Consider the following 14103-nt stretch of genomic DNA (forward strand, 5'->3'; position numbering starts at 1 on the left):
AGAAAAGGCCGGAGCTTGCGCCCCGGCCCTTCCCTACGCCTTCGTGGGACCTGCCTTAGAAGCGGGTCCGGAAACCGGCGAACAAATACCGGCCGAAGATGTCGTATCCCGCGCTGGTCGAGGTGTTGCCCACCAGGCCGTTGGGGATGGTCTCGTCGAAGATGTTGTTGACGCCGAGGTAGACCTCCGCGCCCTGCCCCACGTCGTCGAAGCGGTAGCGGGCGATCAGGTCGTGGTACCAGACGGCTTCCACGTACGGACGGTCGTAGCGCTCCAGGGAGAGCTCCTTGTTGCGCCGGACCTCGTCGGTGAACTGGGTCTACCAGGTCAGGGTCACCGGGCCTTGGGCGTAGCTCAGCGAGCTGATGTAGGACCAGCGCGGGTTGCCCAGCTCGGCTTCCTGGCGGTCCACCGTTTCCGGGTAGTCCTGGAAGGCGTACTGGCGCAGCTTCTCGATGTAGTTGGCGTTCAGCGAGGCGGTCACCCGGCCCGGGCCCACGTCGCGGGTGTAGGCGAGCTGGATGTCGTAGCCCGCCGTCTTCAGCGCCGCCTGGTTCAGATAGCTCGAACGGTAGGCGGTGATCTGCCGGCTCAACGGATCGCGGGTGATCAGGTCGCAGTACTCCTGCGCCAGCTCCGGGCCGTCCACGCACTTCTCGGCGGCATCCTGCGGATCCAGGAAGCTGATCGCGTCCTCGATCTGGATGTCATAGTAGTCGACCGTCAGCGACAGGCCCGGCGTCCAGCGCGGCTGGAACACAAGGCCCGCGGTCCAGGTCTTGGCGGTTTCCGGCTTGAGGTCGGCGTTGCCGCTGGTCACGCCCGGCAGGCTGGTGTCCGTCGCGTTGTCGAAAGCGACGCCCAGGGCTTGGCAGTTGGCCGCGCGGTTCGGCTTGGCGTTGCGGTTTTGGATGTCGCACGGGTCCATGATGACGTTGAACCCGGCGGTGGCCGGCAGGAAAGCCTCCGTGATGTTCGGGGCCCGCACCGCCTTCGAGTAGCTGCCGCGCAGGGTGACGTCGGGCACGGGGGCCCAGATGCCGCCCACCTTGTAGGAGGTGGCGTCGCCGGCGTGGCTGTAGTCCGCCGCCCGCACAGCGCCGTTCAGGGAGAGGCGGTAGGCGAAGGGCGCGTCCTTCAGGATCGGCGCGTCGAACTCGACGAAGGCTTCGCGCACTTCGAAGCCGCCCGAAGCGTTCGGCTGCGGCGCCGTCTCGGTGATGCCCGACTGGACCAGCTCGTCGTTGATGTTGCGGCTGGTCTCGCGCCGCCATTCCAGGCCGCCGGCGAAGGCCAGCGCGCCGCCCGGCAAGCGCAAGAAGCGCTCGGTGTCGAAGTTGAAGCTGAGCGTGCCGACCTGCTGGCCGATCACGTGCTTCCGATCGCCTTCATAGGTGACGTAGTCGAAGGCGGCCTGGTTGTTCTGGGCGCCGAACAGGTTGAACGGCACGCAGGCGCCGGCGCGCAGGGTGCTGGCGTCGGGCGGGGTGTAGTCGCCGTTCCAGGTCGCCGGCACGTCCATGCGGCAGCGGATCTGGCCGCTGGCCGGGTCGCGCACTGCGTCGACGGCCGCGTAGAAGTTGCCCGGGATCACCCCGTTCACGCCGTGGAAGCTGTTGCGGGTGCGGCCGAAGTTGTAGCTCGCCTGCCAGCTGACGTCGGCGAAGCCGGCATCCACCTTGCCGTCCAGTTCGGCCACCGCGCGGAAGGTCTTGCGCCAGGTGTCGTCGTTGCGGCCGCCGATGTCGTAGTTGTAGCGGCTGACGTAGAGCTCCTGGCCGGCGTAGGGCGCCAGCGCCGCCGCGATGGCCGGGGTGATGAAGGCGTTGTCCGACGGGAGCATGAATTCCAGCTCCGTGAAGGACGGGCTGAAGGTGTCCATGACGTGGGTTTCCACGTACTTCACGTCGCCCCGCAAGGTCAGGTTCGGCGTGATCTCGTAGCGGACGGTGCTGGCCGCGCCCTTGCGGTTCAGGCGCGGCACCAGGACGGCCGTCGCATCGCTGTCGTCACAGTACTGGCAGGGCTCGGCGAACTGACCGAAGTAGAAGCTGTTTGAGCCCACGCGGGTCGGCACGCCCACCGGAATGCCGGCGCGGTCGAACAAGGTGACCGGGACAATGTCGCCGGTGAGCGGATTGACCGCCGCCACGGCGCCGTTCGGGCCGAAGAATTCACTCTGGATGTTCGGGCGGTAGAGGCGGTCCGGAATGCCGTCGTTAGGCCCGGTGTCAGCCGGGTTGACGACGGTGGCCCAGTTGTCGAGGCCGCGGATGCTGGAGCCCTTCACGCGCTCCTGACGGTCGCCGAAGAGGGTCAGGGTGACGTTGCCGCGGTCGCCGGCGAAGTTCTTACCGACGGTGCCGTAAAGCGAGTAGTTGCGGCCGTAGCTGCCGTTCAGGGGGCCGCCGGCGTTGCCGCCGATCTCCACGCCCTCGAAGCGGTCCTTCAGGATGATGTTGATGACGCCGGAGACGGCGTCCGAGCCGTAGATGGCCGAGGCGCCGCCGGTGACCACTTCGACGCGGTCCACCAGGGCGGTGGGGACGGAGTTGAGGTCCACCGCCATATCGCCGGCGTCGCCCGCCACATGGCGCTTGCCGTTGACCAGGGTGAGGGTGCGCCCGGCGCCGAGGCCCCGCAGGTCAGGAAGGCTGAGGCCGCCCAGGTTGGCGCCCGAGTCGGAATTGGCGCGGGCCGTGCCGGTGGCCGACAGGGCGGGCAACTGGGCCAGGATGTCGCCCAGGCTGCTGGTCCCGGCGTTCTGCACCGCCACTGAATTCAGGGTGGTGACGGGGGTCGGCTGCTCCAGGTTCGGGCGCGGAATGCGCGAGCCGGTGACCACCACCTCGTCGACCGCCACGTCGTCCGGCGCAGTCGACTGAGCGAGGGCCGGCGCGGCGAACGCCACCAGGCCGGAGAACAGCGCGCCGGCCAACAGCCGGCTCTTGGCGGATGTCATCAAAGCCTCGGTCCTTGCGGCGGCGAGGCTCCTGCCATGCAGGTGAGGCTCCTGCCATGCAGGTAACGAAGGGCCGCGCCGCGAAATGGGCGCGCCCCTTCGTATTTTTGTCATAGATGCGTCAAGTGCGCGACATGCAAATAGACGCGGCGTTATTCGACCGCTGTTCTACCATGGCGCTCTTTTGCTGTTTTTCGATACAGCACCAACCGGTATGCGCCCGAACGCTGTTAGAACACGGCGGCAATAGGGCGCGATACTACTGCTCTTCGAGCGGCGTTAGGCTGCCTTCTTCTTGGCGGGACGGCGCGCAGCGCGCTTGGCTTGGGCGGCCTGAAGGCGAGCGGTGCGGCGTTCAGCGGCGACCTGCTCGAGGGTCGGGATCAGTTCAGCGGCGGCGGCTTGCTGCTTCTCATCGCCTTGGGTCTGCAGGCGCTTGGCGTTGGTCAGGAGGTTGATCACCTGCTCGTCGCTCATGGTCGGGATTTTTTCGATCAGGCTCATATACGCCTCCCAGGTCTCACATGCGGTCTTGGACAGCCCCTGTGTTTCAATATGGCTCAGGCGCGAGTTGGTTGCTGTGGAACCCGACTTTTTTTGACTTTCCCCGTAGAATCCGCAGCCTAGCGGCCGAGGTCGATGAGGCGCGGTGAGGCTTCGGCGCCGCGGCGCGAAATAACCGCGCGATCCCCGTTCTGCGTGCTTGCGCGCGAGGGACATGGTCTCTAAATCCGCCGCTTAACCTGCAGTTCTGACCTTTGTCGGGCGCGCCACCACGCGCGGCCGCCTTTGCGCGCGAGACGTAATGCCCAAACGCACTGATATTTCCTCGATCCTCATCATCGGCGCGGGCCCGATCGTCATCGGTCAGGCCTGTGAGTTCGATTACTCGGGGGTTCAGGCCTGCAAGGCGCTGCGCGCCGAGGGCTATCGCATCGTGCTGGTCAACTCGAACCCGGCCACGATCATGACCGATCCGGAGGTGGCCGACGCTACCTACATCGAGCCGATCACGCCGGAGATGGTCGAAAAGATCATCGCCAAGGAGCGCCCCGACGCCCTGCTGCCCACCATGGGCGGCCAGACGGCGCTGAACACCGCGCTGGCGCTGGAAAGCCGCGGCGTGCTCGAGAAGTACGGGGTCGAGATGATCGGCGCGCGCGCCGAGGTCATCGACAAGGCCGAAGACCGCCAGAAATTCCGCGACGCCATGGACAAGATCGGGCTCGAAAGCCCGCGGTCCCAGGTCGCGCATACGCTGGACGAGGCGATGAAGGGCCTGGAGATGGTGGGCCTGCCGGCGATTATCCGGCCGTCCTTCACCCTGGCCGGCACCGGCGGCGGCATCGCCTACAACGTCGAGGAATTCAAAGAGATCGTCGAGCGCGGCCTGGACCTGTCGCCGACCACCGAGGTGCTCATCGAAGAGAGCGTCCTCGGCTGGAAGGAGTATGAGATGGAGGTCGTCCGCGACAAGGCGGACAACTGCATCATCGTCTGCTCCATCGAGAACATCGACCCGATGGGCGTGCACACCGGCGACTCCATCACCGTCGCGCCGGCCCTGACGCTGACCGACAAGGAATACCAGATCATGCGCCGCGCCTCGATCGCGGTGCTGCGGGAGATCGGCGTCGAAACGGGCGGCTCAAACGTCCAGTTCGCGGTCAACCCGAAGGACGGCCGCATGGTCGTCATCGAGATGAACCCGCGGGTGTCGCGCTCCTCAGCCCTGGCGTCCAAGGCCACCGGCTTCCCGATCGCCAAGGTCGCCGCGCGCCTGGCCGTGGGCTACACGCTCGACGAGCTGATGAACGACATCACGGGCGCGACGCCCGCTTCGTTCGAGCCATCCATCGACTACGTCGTCACCAAGATCCCGCGCTTCGCCTTTGAGAAGTACCCGGGCTCGGAGCCCCTGCTCTCCACGTCCATGAAGAGCGTGGGTGAAGTCATGGCCATCGGCCGCACCTTCGCCGAGAGCCTGCAGAAGGCGCTGCGCGGCCTCGAGACCGGCCTCACCGGCCTGGACGAGGTGGTCATCGAGAACGCCGATGATCCGGAGATGAAGCACGCGGCGATCGTCCGCGCGCTCGGCCAGCCGACGCCCGATCGCCTGCGCGTCATCGCCCAGGCCTTCCGCCACGGCCTGACCGCCGACGAGATCCACGCCGCCTGCTCCTACGAGCCGTGGTTCCTCAGCCAGATCGAGACCCTGGTGCGGGAAGAAGCGCGGATCCGCGCCGAAGGCCTGCCGACCACCGCCACCGACTTCCGCCGCCTGAAGGCGCTGGGCTTCTCGGACGCGCGCCTGGCCAAGCTGACCCAGACCACCGAGAAGGAAGTGCGTGAACAGCGCCGCGCCCTGGGCGTGCGACCGGTGTTCAAGCGCATCGACACCTGCGCCGGCGAGTTCCGGGCCGAGACGCCCTATATGTACTCGACCTATGAAGTGGGCGCGCTGGGCCAGATTCCGGACGACGAGAGCGAGCCGTCCGACCGCAAGAAGGCGATCATCCTGGGCATGGGTCCGAACCGGATCGGCCAGGGCATCGAGTTCGACTACTGCTGCTGCCACGCGGCCTTTGCGCTCGACGACATCGGCGTCGAGTCCATCATGGTCAACTGCAACCCCGAGACGGTCTCCACCGACTACGACACCTCGGACCGGCTGTACTTCGAGCCGCTGACCGCCGAGGACGTGCTGGAGCTGATCGAGGTCGAGCGTTCGCGGGGCGAGCTGCTGGGCGTGATCGTCCAGTTCGGGGGGCAGACCCCGCTGAAGCTCGCCCAGCCGCTGGAGGATGCGGGTATCCCGATCCTCGGCACCTCGCCGGACGCCATCGACCTGGCGGAAGACCGCGAGCGCTTCCAGCAGCTGCTGCACCAGCTGAACATCGCCCAGCCCGAGAACGCCATCGCCCGTTCGGCCGAAGAAGCTTTCGCCGGCGCGCACAAGGTCGGCTACCCGGTGGTGATCCGTCCCTCCTACGTGCTGGGGGGCCGGGCCATGGAGATCGTCCGCGACGACGAGCAGCTGGACCGCTACATCCGCACCGCCGTACAGGTTTCGGGCGACAGCCCGGTGCTGATCGACCAATACCTGTCGCGCGCCACCGAAGTGGACGTGGACGCGATCTGCGATGGCAAGGACGTCTTCGTCTGCGGCGTCATGGAGCACATCGAGGAAGCCGGCGTGCACTCGGGCGACAGCGCCTGCTCGCTGCCGCCCTTCTCGCTGAAGGACGAGACCATCGAGGAGCTCAAGCGCCAGACCGAGGCCATGGCCCGGGCGCTGAACGTGCGCGGCCTGATGAACGTCCAGTTCGCGATCGAGGAGCCGCACTCCGACGCGCCGCGCATCTACGTGCTCGAAGTAAACCCGCGCGCCAGCCGCACGGTGCCGTTCGTCGCCAAGACCATCGGCCGCCCGCTGGCCTCCATCGCCGCCAAGGTGATGGCGGGCGAGCCGCTGGCCTCGTTCGGGCTGGTGGAGCGTCCCTACGACCATATCGCGGTCAAGGAAGCCGTGTTCCCGTTCGCCCGCTTCGCCGGCGTGGACACGATCCTGGGCCCGGAAATGCGCTCCACGGGCGAGGTCATGGGCCTGGATTGGGTGCGTCCCGGTGAGGGCCGCGGCCCCGCCTTTGCGCGCGCCTTCGCCAAGAGCCAGCTCGGCGGCGGCACGGTGTTGCCCAAGGAAGGCTGCGTCTTCGTTTCCGTGAAGGACAGCGACAAGCCGTGGATTCTGGAGCCGGTCCGCCTGCTGGTGGGCCAGGGCTTCCGCATCCTGGCGACCAGCGGCACGGCCGCGTTCCTGTCCGAACAGGGCATGCCCGTCGAGTTGGTGAAGAAGGTGCTGGAGGGTCGCCCCCACATCGTCGACGCCATGAAGAACGGCGAAGTGCAGCTCGTCTTCAACACCACCGAAGGCAAGCAGTCGCTGGTGGACAGCTTCGAAATCCGCCGCTCGGCGCTGATGACGAAGATCCCCTACTTCACCACCGCGGCGGGGGCTCTGGCCGCCGCCCAGGCCATCGTGGCTACGGCCGAGGCGCCTCTCGAGGTGCGGCCGCTCCAGAGCTACGCCTGATTTTTTAGGTATTTAGCTCATTGACCGCTGTTCGCCGGAGGCGCATCGTCCTTGCATCGCCCGGCTGACGCGGGCGGCGATAGGGCGCGCTCCGGCCGCCCGTAACTGAACGGCCGGAACGGCGTCCCAGCGGCGCCTCGCAAGCTTGGCGGAGGGCTCCCATCAGGGAGCCCCCTGTAAGAAAAAGTATTGCGAGGAAACGATGTCCACCGAACCGCACGACGTCCACCACCATCATCACCATAAGAATCGCCACTTGGCGGAACGCTTCGAGCACCTGCTGAGCGTGGTGATGGTGATCGCCGTGGTCCTCCTGGCCGTCGGCCTGATCTATGGCCTGATGAACACCGGCTCGACCCCGAGCTGGATGCCCTGACGACCTGAAGACGCCTTAGTCTCGCGAGCCCACGGGCGGTCCGAGTGACGGGCCGCCCCTCCGCTTCGCTTCCGAATCACGCGTCCGCGTTCATCGTCCTCGCGCGTCGGGGAGGGGCGGACCGGGCGGTCCGACGGCGCTTTCCCCGAGGCTCCGACGGCGCCGCCCGGTCATGCGCGCGCCGCATGCCGCTTTCGGTAGCCACGAGGCCCGCCGTGCATTAACGGGCGCGCCATGACCGCTGTCCTGCACGTGACCTTCGGCCCTTCCGGCGCCGGCAAGACCTCCTACGCCCAGACCCTCGCCAAGCGCGAACGGGCGGTGATCTTCAATCTGGATGAATGGATGGCGCGGCTGTTCGGCCCCGACATGCCGGAGAAGATCGAATACGACTGGATGGTCGACCGGGTCGGCCGCTGCGAAGCGCAGATTTGGTCCGTGGCGGCGGGCGTGATCGCCACCGGCACCTCGGTGATTCTCGACATCGGATTGTTGCGCAAGGCGGACCGCGACCGCGTCCGGCAGATCGCCGCGGCGGTCGAGCTGCCCTTGCAGTTCCACTATGTGGACGCCCCGCAGGAGGTGCGCCGGGCCCGGGTGTCCGAACGGAACGTGATCCGCGGCGAGACCTTCGCCATCGACGTGACGCCGGAGATGTTCGACTTTGTCGAAGGGGTGTGGGAAGCTCCGACACCCGAAGAGCTCGAAGGCGCGGTCATCGCGCCGCTCGAGCGCTAGACGGTTAATTGACAGCCGGCGGAACCTTCGCCGGCGGCTTGCGTATCGGCGCTCTGCGCCATACTTGAGTTTTGCAGCGCACAACTCTATCCTTTTTGCCCCGGACGCCAGCGCCCGCGGCCGGAAGAAACTTAACAGGGCGAACCCGAGTCATCACCTCTATGGAAAAAGTCCCGATGACCGTCGAGGGCTATCAAGCTCTCGACGAAGAGCTGAAGCGTCTGAAGACGGTGGAACGTCCGGCGGTTATCGCCGCGATCGCGGAAGCGCGCTCGCACGGCGACCTGTCGGAAAACGCCGAGTACCACGCGGCCAAGGAGCGCCAGGGCTGGATCGAAGGCCAGATCGCCGAGATCGAGGACAAGATGGCCCGCGCTCAGGTGATCGACGTCTCCAAGCTCTCGGGCAAGCAGGTGAAGTTCGGCGCCACGGTCTCCGTGGTCGACGAGGACACCGAGGAAGAGGCCCGGTACCAGATCGTCGGCGAGCACGAAGCCGACGTGAAGCGCGGCCGCGTGTCCATCACCTCGCCCATCGCCCGCGCGATGATCGGCAAGGAAACGGGCGATGTCGTCGAGGTGAACACCCCGGGCGGCGTGAAGGCCTACGAAATCCTCAAGGTGGAGTGGATCTGATCCGCTCCCCATGGCGGGCGACACTCGTCCCCTGACGATCTGGGCGGTCAGCGATGGCCGCGCCGGAATCGAAGCCCAGGTGGAGGGTCTCGCCCGCGCGGTCGCCCGTCAGCGACCCGCCGAGGTGGTGCTGAAGCGCATCGCCTGGCGCTTCGGCCTCGGCCGGCTTCCGACATCACTCAATCCCGGCGCTCCGACCTTGCTGGCCAAAGGCGAGATCGCGCCGCCGTGGCCGGACATCTGGATCGCCGCCGGCCGCGCCACCCTGCCCCTGTCGCGCAGGCAACGGCGCCGCTCGGGCGGGCGCAGCTTCGTGGTCCAGGTGCAGGACCCGCGCATGGCGCTGGACGCCTTCGACCTGGTGATCCCGCCGATCCATGACGAGCTGACGGGGCCCAACGTCTTTCCGATCCTGGGCTCGCCCAACCGGCTGGCCCCCGACAAGCTCTCGTCGGAGCTGGCGCGTTTCGCCGATCGACTGGCGCCCCTGCCCCGCCCGTGCATCGCCCTGATCGTCGGCGGCAAGTCCAAGGCGCATGACCTGAGCGAGGCCCACGCCCGAAACCTGGCCCGGCAGATCGCCGAGGCGGTGCGCGCGGCCGGCGGGGCCCTGCTGGTCAGCTTCACGCGCCGCACGCCGGCCGCGGCGCAGGCGGCCATGCGCGCCGAGTTCGAGAACCTGCCCGGCTGGATTTGGGACGGGACGGGGGACAACCCCTACTTCGCGTTCCTGGCCGCCGCCGACCAGATCCTGGTCACGGAGGACTCCACCAACCTGGCCACCGACGCAGCGGCGAGCGGCAAGCCGCTCTACGTGCTGCCGATGAGCGGCCACAGCCCCAAGCTCGCCCGATTTCATGCCGACCTTGCGGCGCGGGGCGTGAGCCGCCCGTTCGGAGGCGTGTTCGAGACGTGGACCTACCCTCCCCTGGCCGAAACCGAGCGGGCTGCGGCCGAATTGCTGCGCCGGTTCGACGCCGCGCGCTGACGCCGTCCTTTGCTTTTGCGGCCCGATGGCCTTTTCTCCGGGCGATGACTCGTTTCCCCGCCGGGCAGATTCGATGAGCGGCCCGCGCATCCTCTTCGTGGTGGACGCCGGCCCACGCGTGGGCGGGGGCCATGTCATGCGCTCGCTGACCCTGGCCGGCGCGCTTGGCGCGGAAGGCGCGGCCTGCACCTTCATGGGCCCGCCGGCGGTGAGCGCGATCCTCGACACCTTCGCGCCGGGCGCGACGCGGCTGGAGGCGGCCTCCACCGAGCCGGTGGACCTGGTGGCCGCCATCGGAACCGAGCAGTTCGACGCCGTGGTGTTCGACCACTACGGCCTGAGCGAGCGCGACCACCGCGCCATGGGCCAGGGCCGGCCGGTGCTGGTGATCGACGACCTGACCGATCGCGCGCTGGGGGCGGACCTCGTCCTCGATCCGGGCCCGGCGCGCAGGGCCGAGGACTACGCGGGTCTGGTTCCGGAGGACGCCCGGCTGCTGCTCGGGCCCGAGTTCGCGCCGGTGCGGCCGGAGTTCGCGGCCTTGCGCCAGACGGCGCTGGCCTGGCGGGGCGAGCCGGTGCACCGGGTGCTGATCTCCCTGGGCCTGACCGATCTCAACGGCATCACCGCCAAGGTGGTGGAGCGGCTGCGCCTGCGCCTGCCGGGCGATACGGGGCTGGACGTGGTGCTGGGCGGCCAGGCGCCAAGCCTGCCCGGCCTGACCAAGATCGCGCGACGCGACCCGCGCCTGGCGCTGCACGTGGACACCCCGCACATGGCGCGGCTCACGGCTGAGGCGGACATCGCCATCGGGGCTGCCGGATCGTCGGTGTGGGAGCGCTGCGTGCTCGGGCTGCCCTCCGTGCTGCTGGTGCTGGCCGACAACCAGAAGCCGGCCGCGGCGGCCCTGGCCGAGCGGGACGCGGCGCTGGTGGTGGAGGTCGGGGCTGCCGACTTCGACGCCCAGCTCGACCGCGCCGTCACCCGCCTGCTGGTGGACGATCCGCTGCGCAAGAAGCTGGCCCTGCGGGGTGCGGAGATCTGCGACGGCCGGGGCGCCGATCGCGTCGCCGGAGCCTTCCTCGAGCGCATGGCGGCCGGACGGGCGGAGAGCCCCGAGTGATCCTCGCCGTCCTCCAGGCGCGGCTCAGCTCCACCCGGCTGCCGGGTAAGGTGCTGATGCCCCTGGCGGGCGCGCCCATGGTGCTCCGGCAGATCGAGCGGATCCGCCGGGCGCGGCGGATCGACCAGTTGCTGGTCGCCACCAGCGTGGAAGCCAGCGACGACCGGCTGGCGGTGACCCTGGCCGGCGCCGGCGTGGAGGTGTTCCGCGGCCCGCTGGACGACGTGCTCGCGCGCTTCATCGGAGCGCTGCAGGCCTATCCGGCGGAGCATGTGGTGCGGCTGACCGCCGACTGTCCGTTGGCCGATCCCGAGGTGATCGACGCCACCATCGCCCATCATCTGCGGACGGGGGCCGACTACACCAACAACCGCGACGACGCGCGGGCCTATCCCAAGGGCCAGGACGTGGAGGTGATCACCGCCGCCGCCCTGCGTCGCGCCGCCGCCGAGGCGACGAGCCCTGAGGAGCGCGAGCACGTGACCTGGGGCCCGCGCCACGCGCCGGACCGCTACCGGCTGGCGCACCTGGCGCCCGAAACCGACCAGGGACAGGTCCGCTGGACCGTGGACACGCCGGAGGACTTTGCCTTCGTGCGGGAGGTGTACGAGGCGCTCTACCCGGACAATCCGGCGTTCAGCTCAGCGGACGTGCGGGCTTTCGTCCGCAGCCGGCCCGACCTGCAGAACTTCGGCGGGGACCCGCGACTGTGAGCGGGCTGGTCCTGCGGCCGGCCGAGCTGGAGGACGCCCGCCGCGTCTGGCTGTGGCGCAACGATGCGACCGCTCGCGCGGCGTCCCGCAACACCGGCGAGATCGACTGGGACGCCCACGCCGCCTGGTTTCCTGGGGCGCTGGCGCGCACCCGCATGCTGATCGCGGAGATCGACGGCGAGGCGGTGGGGATGGCGCGGCTGGACGACGGCCCTGAGGGCTGCACGGTCAGCCTCAACCTTGCGCCCGAGCAGCGGGGCAAGGGGCTGGGCCGGCGAGTGCTGGAGGCGGTGTGCGCCCACGCGGGCCCGCTGCGCGCGGAGATCCGAGCGGACAATCCCGCGTCGTTGCGGATCTTTCAGGCCTGCGGCTTCGTCGAGACCGGCCGCGACGGCGACTTCGTGCAGCTGCGGCGGGACTAGCCGCCGACCATGTCCCAGGCCAGGGGCTCGCCGCGCTTGAGATCGCGCGCCGCGGGCCGGCCGATCACCGCATCCAGCTCCGCGGCCGGCAGGCCGTTGCCCGGGCGGATCGAGCGGATGTTGCCGCGCCCGAGGATCTCGCCGGCCCTGACGTCGGCGCTGACGTAAAGCGAACGGCGGAAGGCGAGATTGCCGCGCTCGGAGCCCAGCAGGTCGTAGTGCGCGCGGCCGAGCGCCTTCCAGGCGTCCTTGCAGTCGCGCACCAGGGACGAGAACTCCGCCGGCTCCAGGCTGAAGGCCGCGTCAGGGCCGCCGTCAGCGCGGGCCAGGGTGAAATGCTTCTCGATCACCGAGGCGCCCAGGGCCACCGCCGCGACGCTGGCGGCCGAGCCGTGGGTGTGGTCGGAGAGGCCGATCGGGCATCCGAAGCGATGGGCCATGTCGGCGACGGTGCGGACGTTGGCGTCCTCGATCGCCGCGGGGTAGCTCGACACGCAATGCAGCAGCGCCACGCCGGGCGCGCCCGCGTCCAGCGCGGCAGCCTTGGCGGCCTCCATCTCGGCGAGGTTGGCCATGCCGGTGGAGATGATCAGCGGCTTTCCACGCGCCGCCGCATAGCGGATCAGCGGCAGGTCCACGGCCTCGAACGAGGCGATCTTGTAGGCCGGCGCGCCGAGCTCATTGAGCAGATCGACGGCGCTCTCGTCGAATGGGCTGGAGAACAGGATGACCCCCCGTTGGGCCGCGCGCTCGAACAGGGCCGCGTGCCATTCGTAGGGGGTCTGGGCCGCCTGGTAGAGGTCGTAGAGCGTGCGCCCGTCCCACAGCCCGCCGCTGATCCGGAACTCCGGCCGATCCACGTCCATGGTGATGGTATCGGCGGTGTAGGTCTGGATCTTGATGGCGTCGCAGCCGGTGTCGGCGGCCGCATCGATCATGGCCAGCGCCCGATCCAGGCTGCCGTTGTGGTTGCCCGACAGCTCGCAGATCACGAACGGCTCGTGGTCGGCGCCGATCGGGCGACCGGCGATCTCGATCTGGGCGGACATGCGCGCACTCTCCAACGTCCGGCCAGTCTAGCGCACCGGCGCTGAAACGGGCGTTAACCTCGCCAGCGCAATCCGATAGTTCTAGATATATCTAAATACGCTTGCGCAGCGATCGGCCGCGATATATCTGATCGCCATCGCTTTAGATATATCGAGATAGGAACAAGCATGAGACACCACCACCATCACCATCATGGGTTCGGGGAGCGCCACTGCCGCGGACGAGGGCCCTGGGGCGGCCACGGTCATGGCCAGGGCGGCGACTTCGAAGGTCGCGGCCGCCGCGGCGGCAAGTTCGGACGCTTCATGGAACACGGCGGGCTGCGCTCGGTGATCCTGGCCCTGATCGGCCAGCAGCCGCGCCACGGCTATGACCTGATCAAGGAGCTGGAGACCCGCTCCGGCGGCGAGTACCGACCCAGTGCGGGCGTCATCTATCCCACCCTGAACCTGCTGGAGGACGAAGGCCTGATCCGCCAGGTGGACGGCGAGAGCGGACGCAAGCTGTTCGAGCTGACCGACGCCGGGCGCGAAGCGCTGGAGACCCAAAAGGACATGGCCGACACCATCCTGTCGCGCATGTCGGAAGCGGCGGAAGGCTCCGAGACCACCCGGCCGCGCATCGCCCGGGCCATGGGCAACCTGCAGCTCGCGCTGCGCCACCGCCTGTCCGGGCGCGAAGTCAGCCCCGAACAGCTGGACGCCATCGTCAAGGCGATCGACGACGCGGCGGCGACGATCGAGAAGGCTTAAGGCCTAGTGCAGGGCGGCCGGCGCTTCGTAGCTCTCGACCAGGGGCTGCGAGGCGCCCGGCCCTTGAACGGTGCGCCGCTTGGCGCCGCTGGCGATCCCCAAGGCGGCGCCGGCGCCCAGGCCGGCCAGAGCAGTCATGGCGAGAAGGCGCATTCCGAAGCCGATCGCCAGCCCAACGCCTACGGCCGCGCCGACGCCAGCCCAGATACCTGCCTGCTTCAGATGGTCATCCATCGCACCGCTCCAGAATC

General features: G+C 68.6%; 14 protein-coding genes. 9 read left to right on the top strand and 5 right to left on the bottom strand.

Translation table 11 applies throughout. The features are described from left to right. Positions 1-55: 55 nt before the first annotated feature. From DJ018_RS19620 to DJ018_RS15805, 3 genes are all read right to left on the bottom strand, one after another. Positions 56-253: a TonB-dependent receptor gene (locus DJ018_RS19620; RefSeq protein WP_165842945.1), complete on the bottom strand. Its 198-nt coding sequence runs from the start codon at positions 251-253 to the stop codon at positions 56-58. A gap of 66 nt (positions 254-319) precedes the next feature. After that, the gene (locus DJ018_RS15800; RefSeq protein WP_165842946.1) at positions 320-2962 is read right to left on the bottom strand and encodes a TonB-dependent receptor domain-containing protein; all 2643 of its coding nucleotides are present in this window, start codon (positions 2960-2962) and stop codon (positions 320-322) included. Between the two features lie 279 nt (positions 2963-3241). Next, entirely contained in the window at positions 3242-3466 is a 225-nt protein-coding gene (locus tag DJ018_RS15805) for a hypothetical protein (RefSeq protein WP_111515936.1), read from the bottom strand. A gap of 301 nt (positions 3467-3767) precedes the next feature. Here DJ018_RS15805 and carB point away from each other — a divergent pair, with 301 nt between their 5' ends. From carB to DJ018_RS15840, 8 genes are all read left to right on the top strand, one after another. Continuing rightward, positions 3768-7055, top strand: a complete 3288-nt coding sequence (gene carB / locus DJ018_RS15810; RefSeq protein ID WP_111515937.1) for a carbamoyl-phosphate synthase large subunit — start codon at positions 3768-3770, stop codon at positions 7053-7055. Between the two features lie 202 nt (positions 7056-7257). Next, positions 7258-7431 carry a hypothetical protein gene (locus DJ018_RS19250; RefSeq protein WP_165842947.1) on the top strand — a complete coding sequence of 58 codons (174 nt, stop codon included), beginning with the start codon at positions 7258-7260 and terminating at the stop codon, positions 7429-7431. 234 nt (positions 7432-7665) lie between these two features. Then, positions 7666-8169: a P-loop nucleotide/nucleoside kinase family protein gene (locus DJ018_RS15815; protein WP_111515938.1), complete on the top strand. Its 504-nt coding sequence runs from the start codon at positions 7666-7668 to the stop codon at positions 8167-8169. Between the two features lie 161 nt (positions 8170-8330). Next, the gene (gene greA / locus DJ018_RS15820; RefSeq protein WP_111515939.1) at positions 8331-8804 is read left to right on the top strand and encodes a transcription elongation factor GreA; all 474 of its coding nucleotides are present in this window, start codon (positions 8331-8333) and stop codon (positions 8802-8804) included. Positions 8805-8814: 10 nt separating this feature from the next. Next, complete coding sequence (locus DJ018_RS15825) at positions 8815-9792, top strand: mitochondrial fission ELM1 family protein (RefSeq protein ID WP_111515940.1); 978 nt, start codon at positions 8815-8817, stop codon at positions 9790-9792. A gap of 73 nt (positions 9793-9865) precedes the next feature. Then, positions 9866-10915: a UDP-2,4-diacetamido-2,4,6-trideoxy-beta-L-altropyranose hydrolase gene (gene pseG, locus DJ018_RS15830; RefSeq protein WP_111515941.1), complete on the top strand. Its 1050-nt coding sequence runs from the start codon at positions 9866-9868 to the stop codon at positions 10913-10915. Next, the gene (locus DJ018_RS15835; protein WP_111515942.1) at positions 10912-11628 is read left to right on the top strand and encodes a cytidylyltransferase domain-containing protein; all 717 of its coding nucleotides are present in this window, start codon (positions 10912-10914) and stop codon (positions 11626-11628) included. The genes pseG and DJ018_RS15835 overlap by 4 nt, the downstream gene beginning before the upstream one ends. After that, positions 11625-12050, top strand: coding sequence for a GNAT family N-acetyltransferase (locus tag DJ018_RS15840; protein ID WP_111515943.1), 426 nt, complete (start codon positions 11625-11627; stop codon positions 12048-12050). The genes DJ018_RS15835 and DJ018_RS15840 overlap by 4 nt, the downstream gene beginning before the upstream one ends. Here DJ018_RS15840 and pseI read toward each other — a convergent pair. Continuing rightward, a complete protein-coding gene (pseI, locus tag DJ018_RS15845; RefSeq protein WP_111515944.1) occupies positions 12047-13099 on the bottom strand; it encodes a pseudaminic acid synthase in 1053 nt (350 codons plus the stop codon). The two genes, DJ018_RS15840 and pseI, sit on opposite strands and share 4 nt — an antisense overlap. A gap of 168 nt (positions 13100-13267) precedes the next feature. On the opposite strand from pseI, the gene DJ018_RS15850 reads away from it, so the two are divergent. Beyond that, the gene (locus DJ018_RS15850; RefSeq protein WP_111515945.1) at positions 13268-13852 is read left to right on the top strand and encodes a PadR family transcriptional regulator; all 585 of its coding nucleotides are present in this window, start codon (positions 13268-13270) and stop codon (positions 13850-13852) included. 3 nt (positions 13853-13855) lie between these two features. Here the strand turns inward: DJ018_RS15850 and DJ018_RS15855 are convergent, their stop codons facing one another. Beyond that, positions 13856-14086 carry a hypothetical protein gene (locus tag DJ018_RS15855; protein WP_111515946.1) on the bottom strand — a complete coding sequence of 77 codons (231 nt, stop codon included), beginning with the start codon at positions 14084-14086 and terminating at the stop codon, positions 13856-13858. Positions 14087-14103: the final 17 nt, after the last annotated feature.

Origin of the sequence: Phenylobacterium deserti, assembly GCF_003254705.1 — a bacterium.
Lineage (GTDB): Bacteria > Pseudomonadota > Alphaproteobacteria > Caulobacterales > Caulobacteraceae > Phenylobacterium > Phenylobacterium deserti.

Coding starts and splice junctions, on each gene's coding strand:
- pseI (WP_111515944.1), bottom strand. CDS start 13,099: ATGTCCGCCCAGATCGAGATCGCCGGTCGCCCGATCGGCGCCGACCAC.
- carB (WP_111515937.1), top strand. CDS start 3,768: ATGCCCAAACGCACTGATATTTCCTCGATCCTCATCATCGGCGCGGGC.
- greA (WP_111515939.1), top strand. CDS start 8,331: ATGGAAAAAGTCCCGATGACCGTCGAGGGCTATCAAGCTCTCGACGAA.
- DJ018_RS15850 (WP_111515945.1), top strand. CDS start 13,268: ATGAGACACCACCACCATCACCATCATGGGTTCGGGGAGCGCCACTGC.
- pseG (WP_111515941.1), top strand. CDS start 9,866: ATGAGCGGCCCGCGCATCCTCTTCGTGGTGGACGCCGGCCCACGCGTG.
- DJ018_RS19250 (WP_165842947.1), top strand. CDS start 7,258: ATGTCCACCGAACCGCACGACGTCCACCACCATCATCACCATAAGAAT.
- DJ018_RS15825 (WP_111515940.1), top strand. CDS start 8,815: ATGGCGGGCGACACTCGTCCCCTGACGATCTGGGCGGTCAGCGATGGC.
- DJ018_RS15815 (WP_111515938.1), top strand. CDS start 7,666: ATGACCGCTGTCCTGCACGTGACCTTCGGCCCTTCCGGCGCCGGCAAG.
- DJ018_RS15855 (WP_111515946.1), bottom strand. CDS start 14,086: ATGGATGACCATCTGAAGCAGGCAGGTATCTGGGCTGGCGTCGGCGCG.
- DJ018_RS15800 (WP_165842946.1), bottom strand. CDS start 2,962: ATGACATCCGCCAAGAGCCGGCTGTTGGCCGGCGCGCTGTTCTCCGGC.
- DJ018_RS15805 (WP_111515936.1), bottom strand. CDS start 3,466: ATGAGCCTGATCGAAAAAATCCCGACCATGAGCGACGAGCAGGTGATC.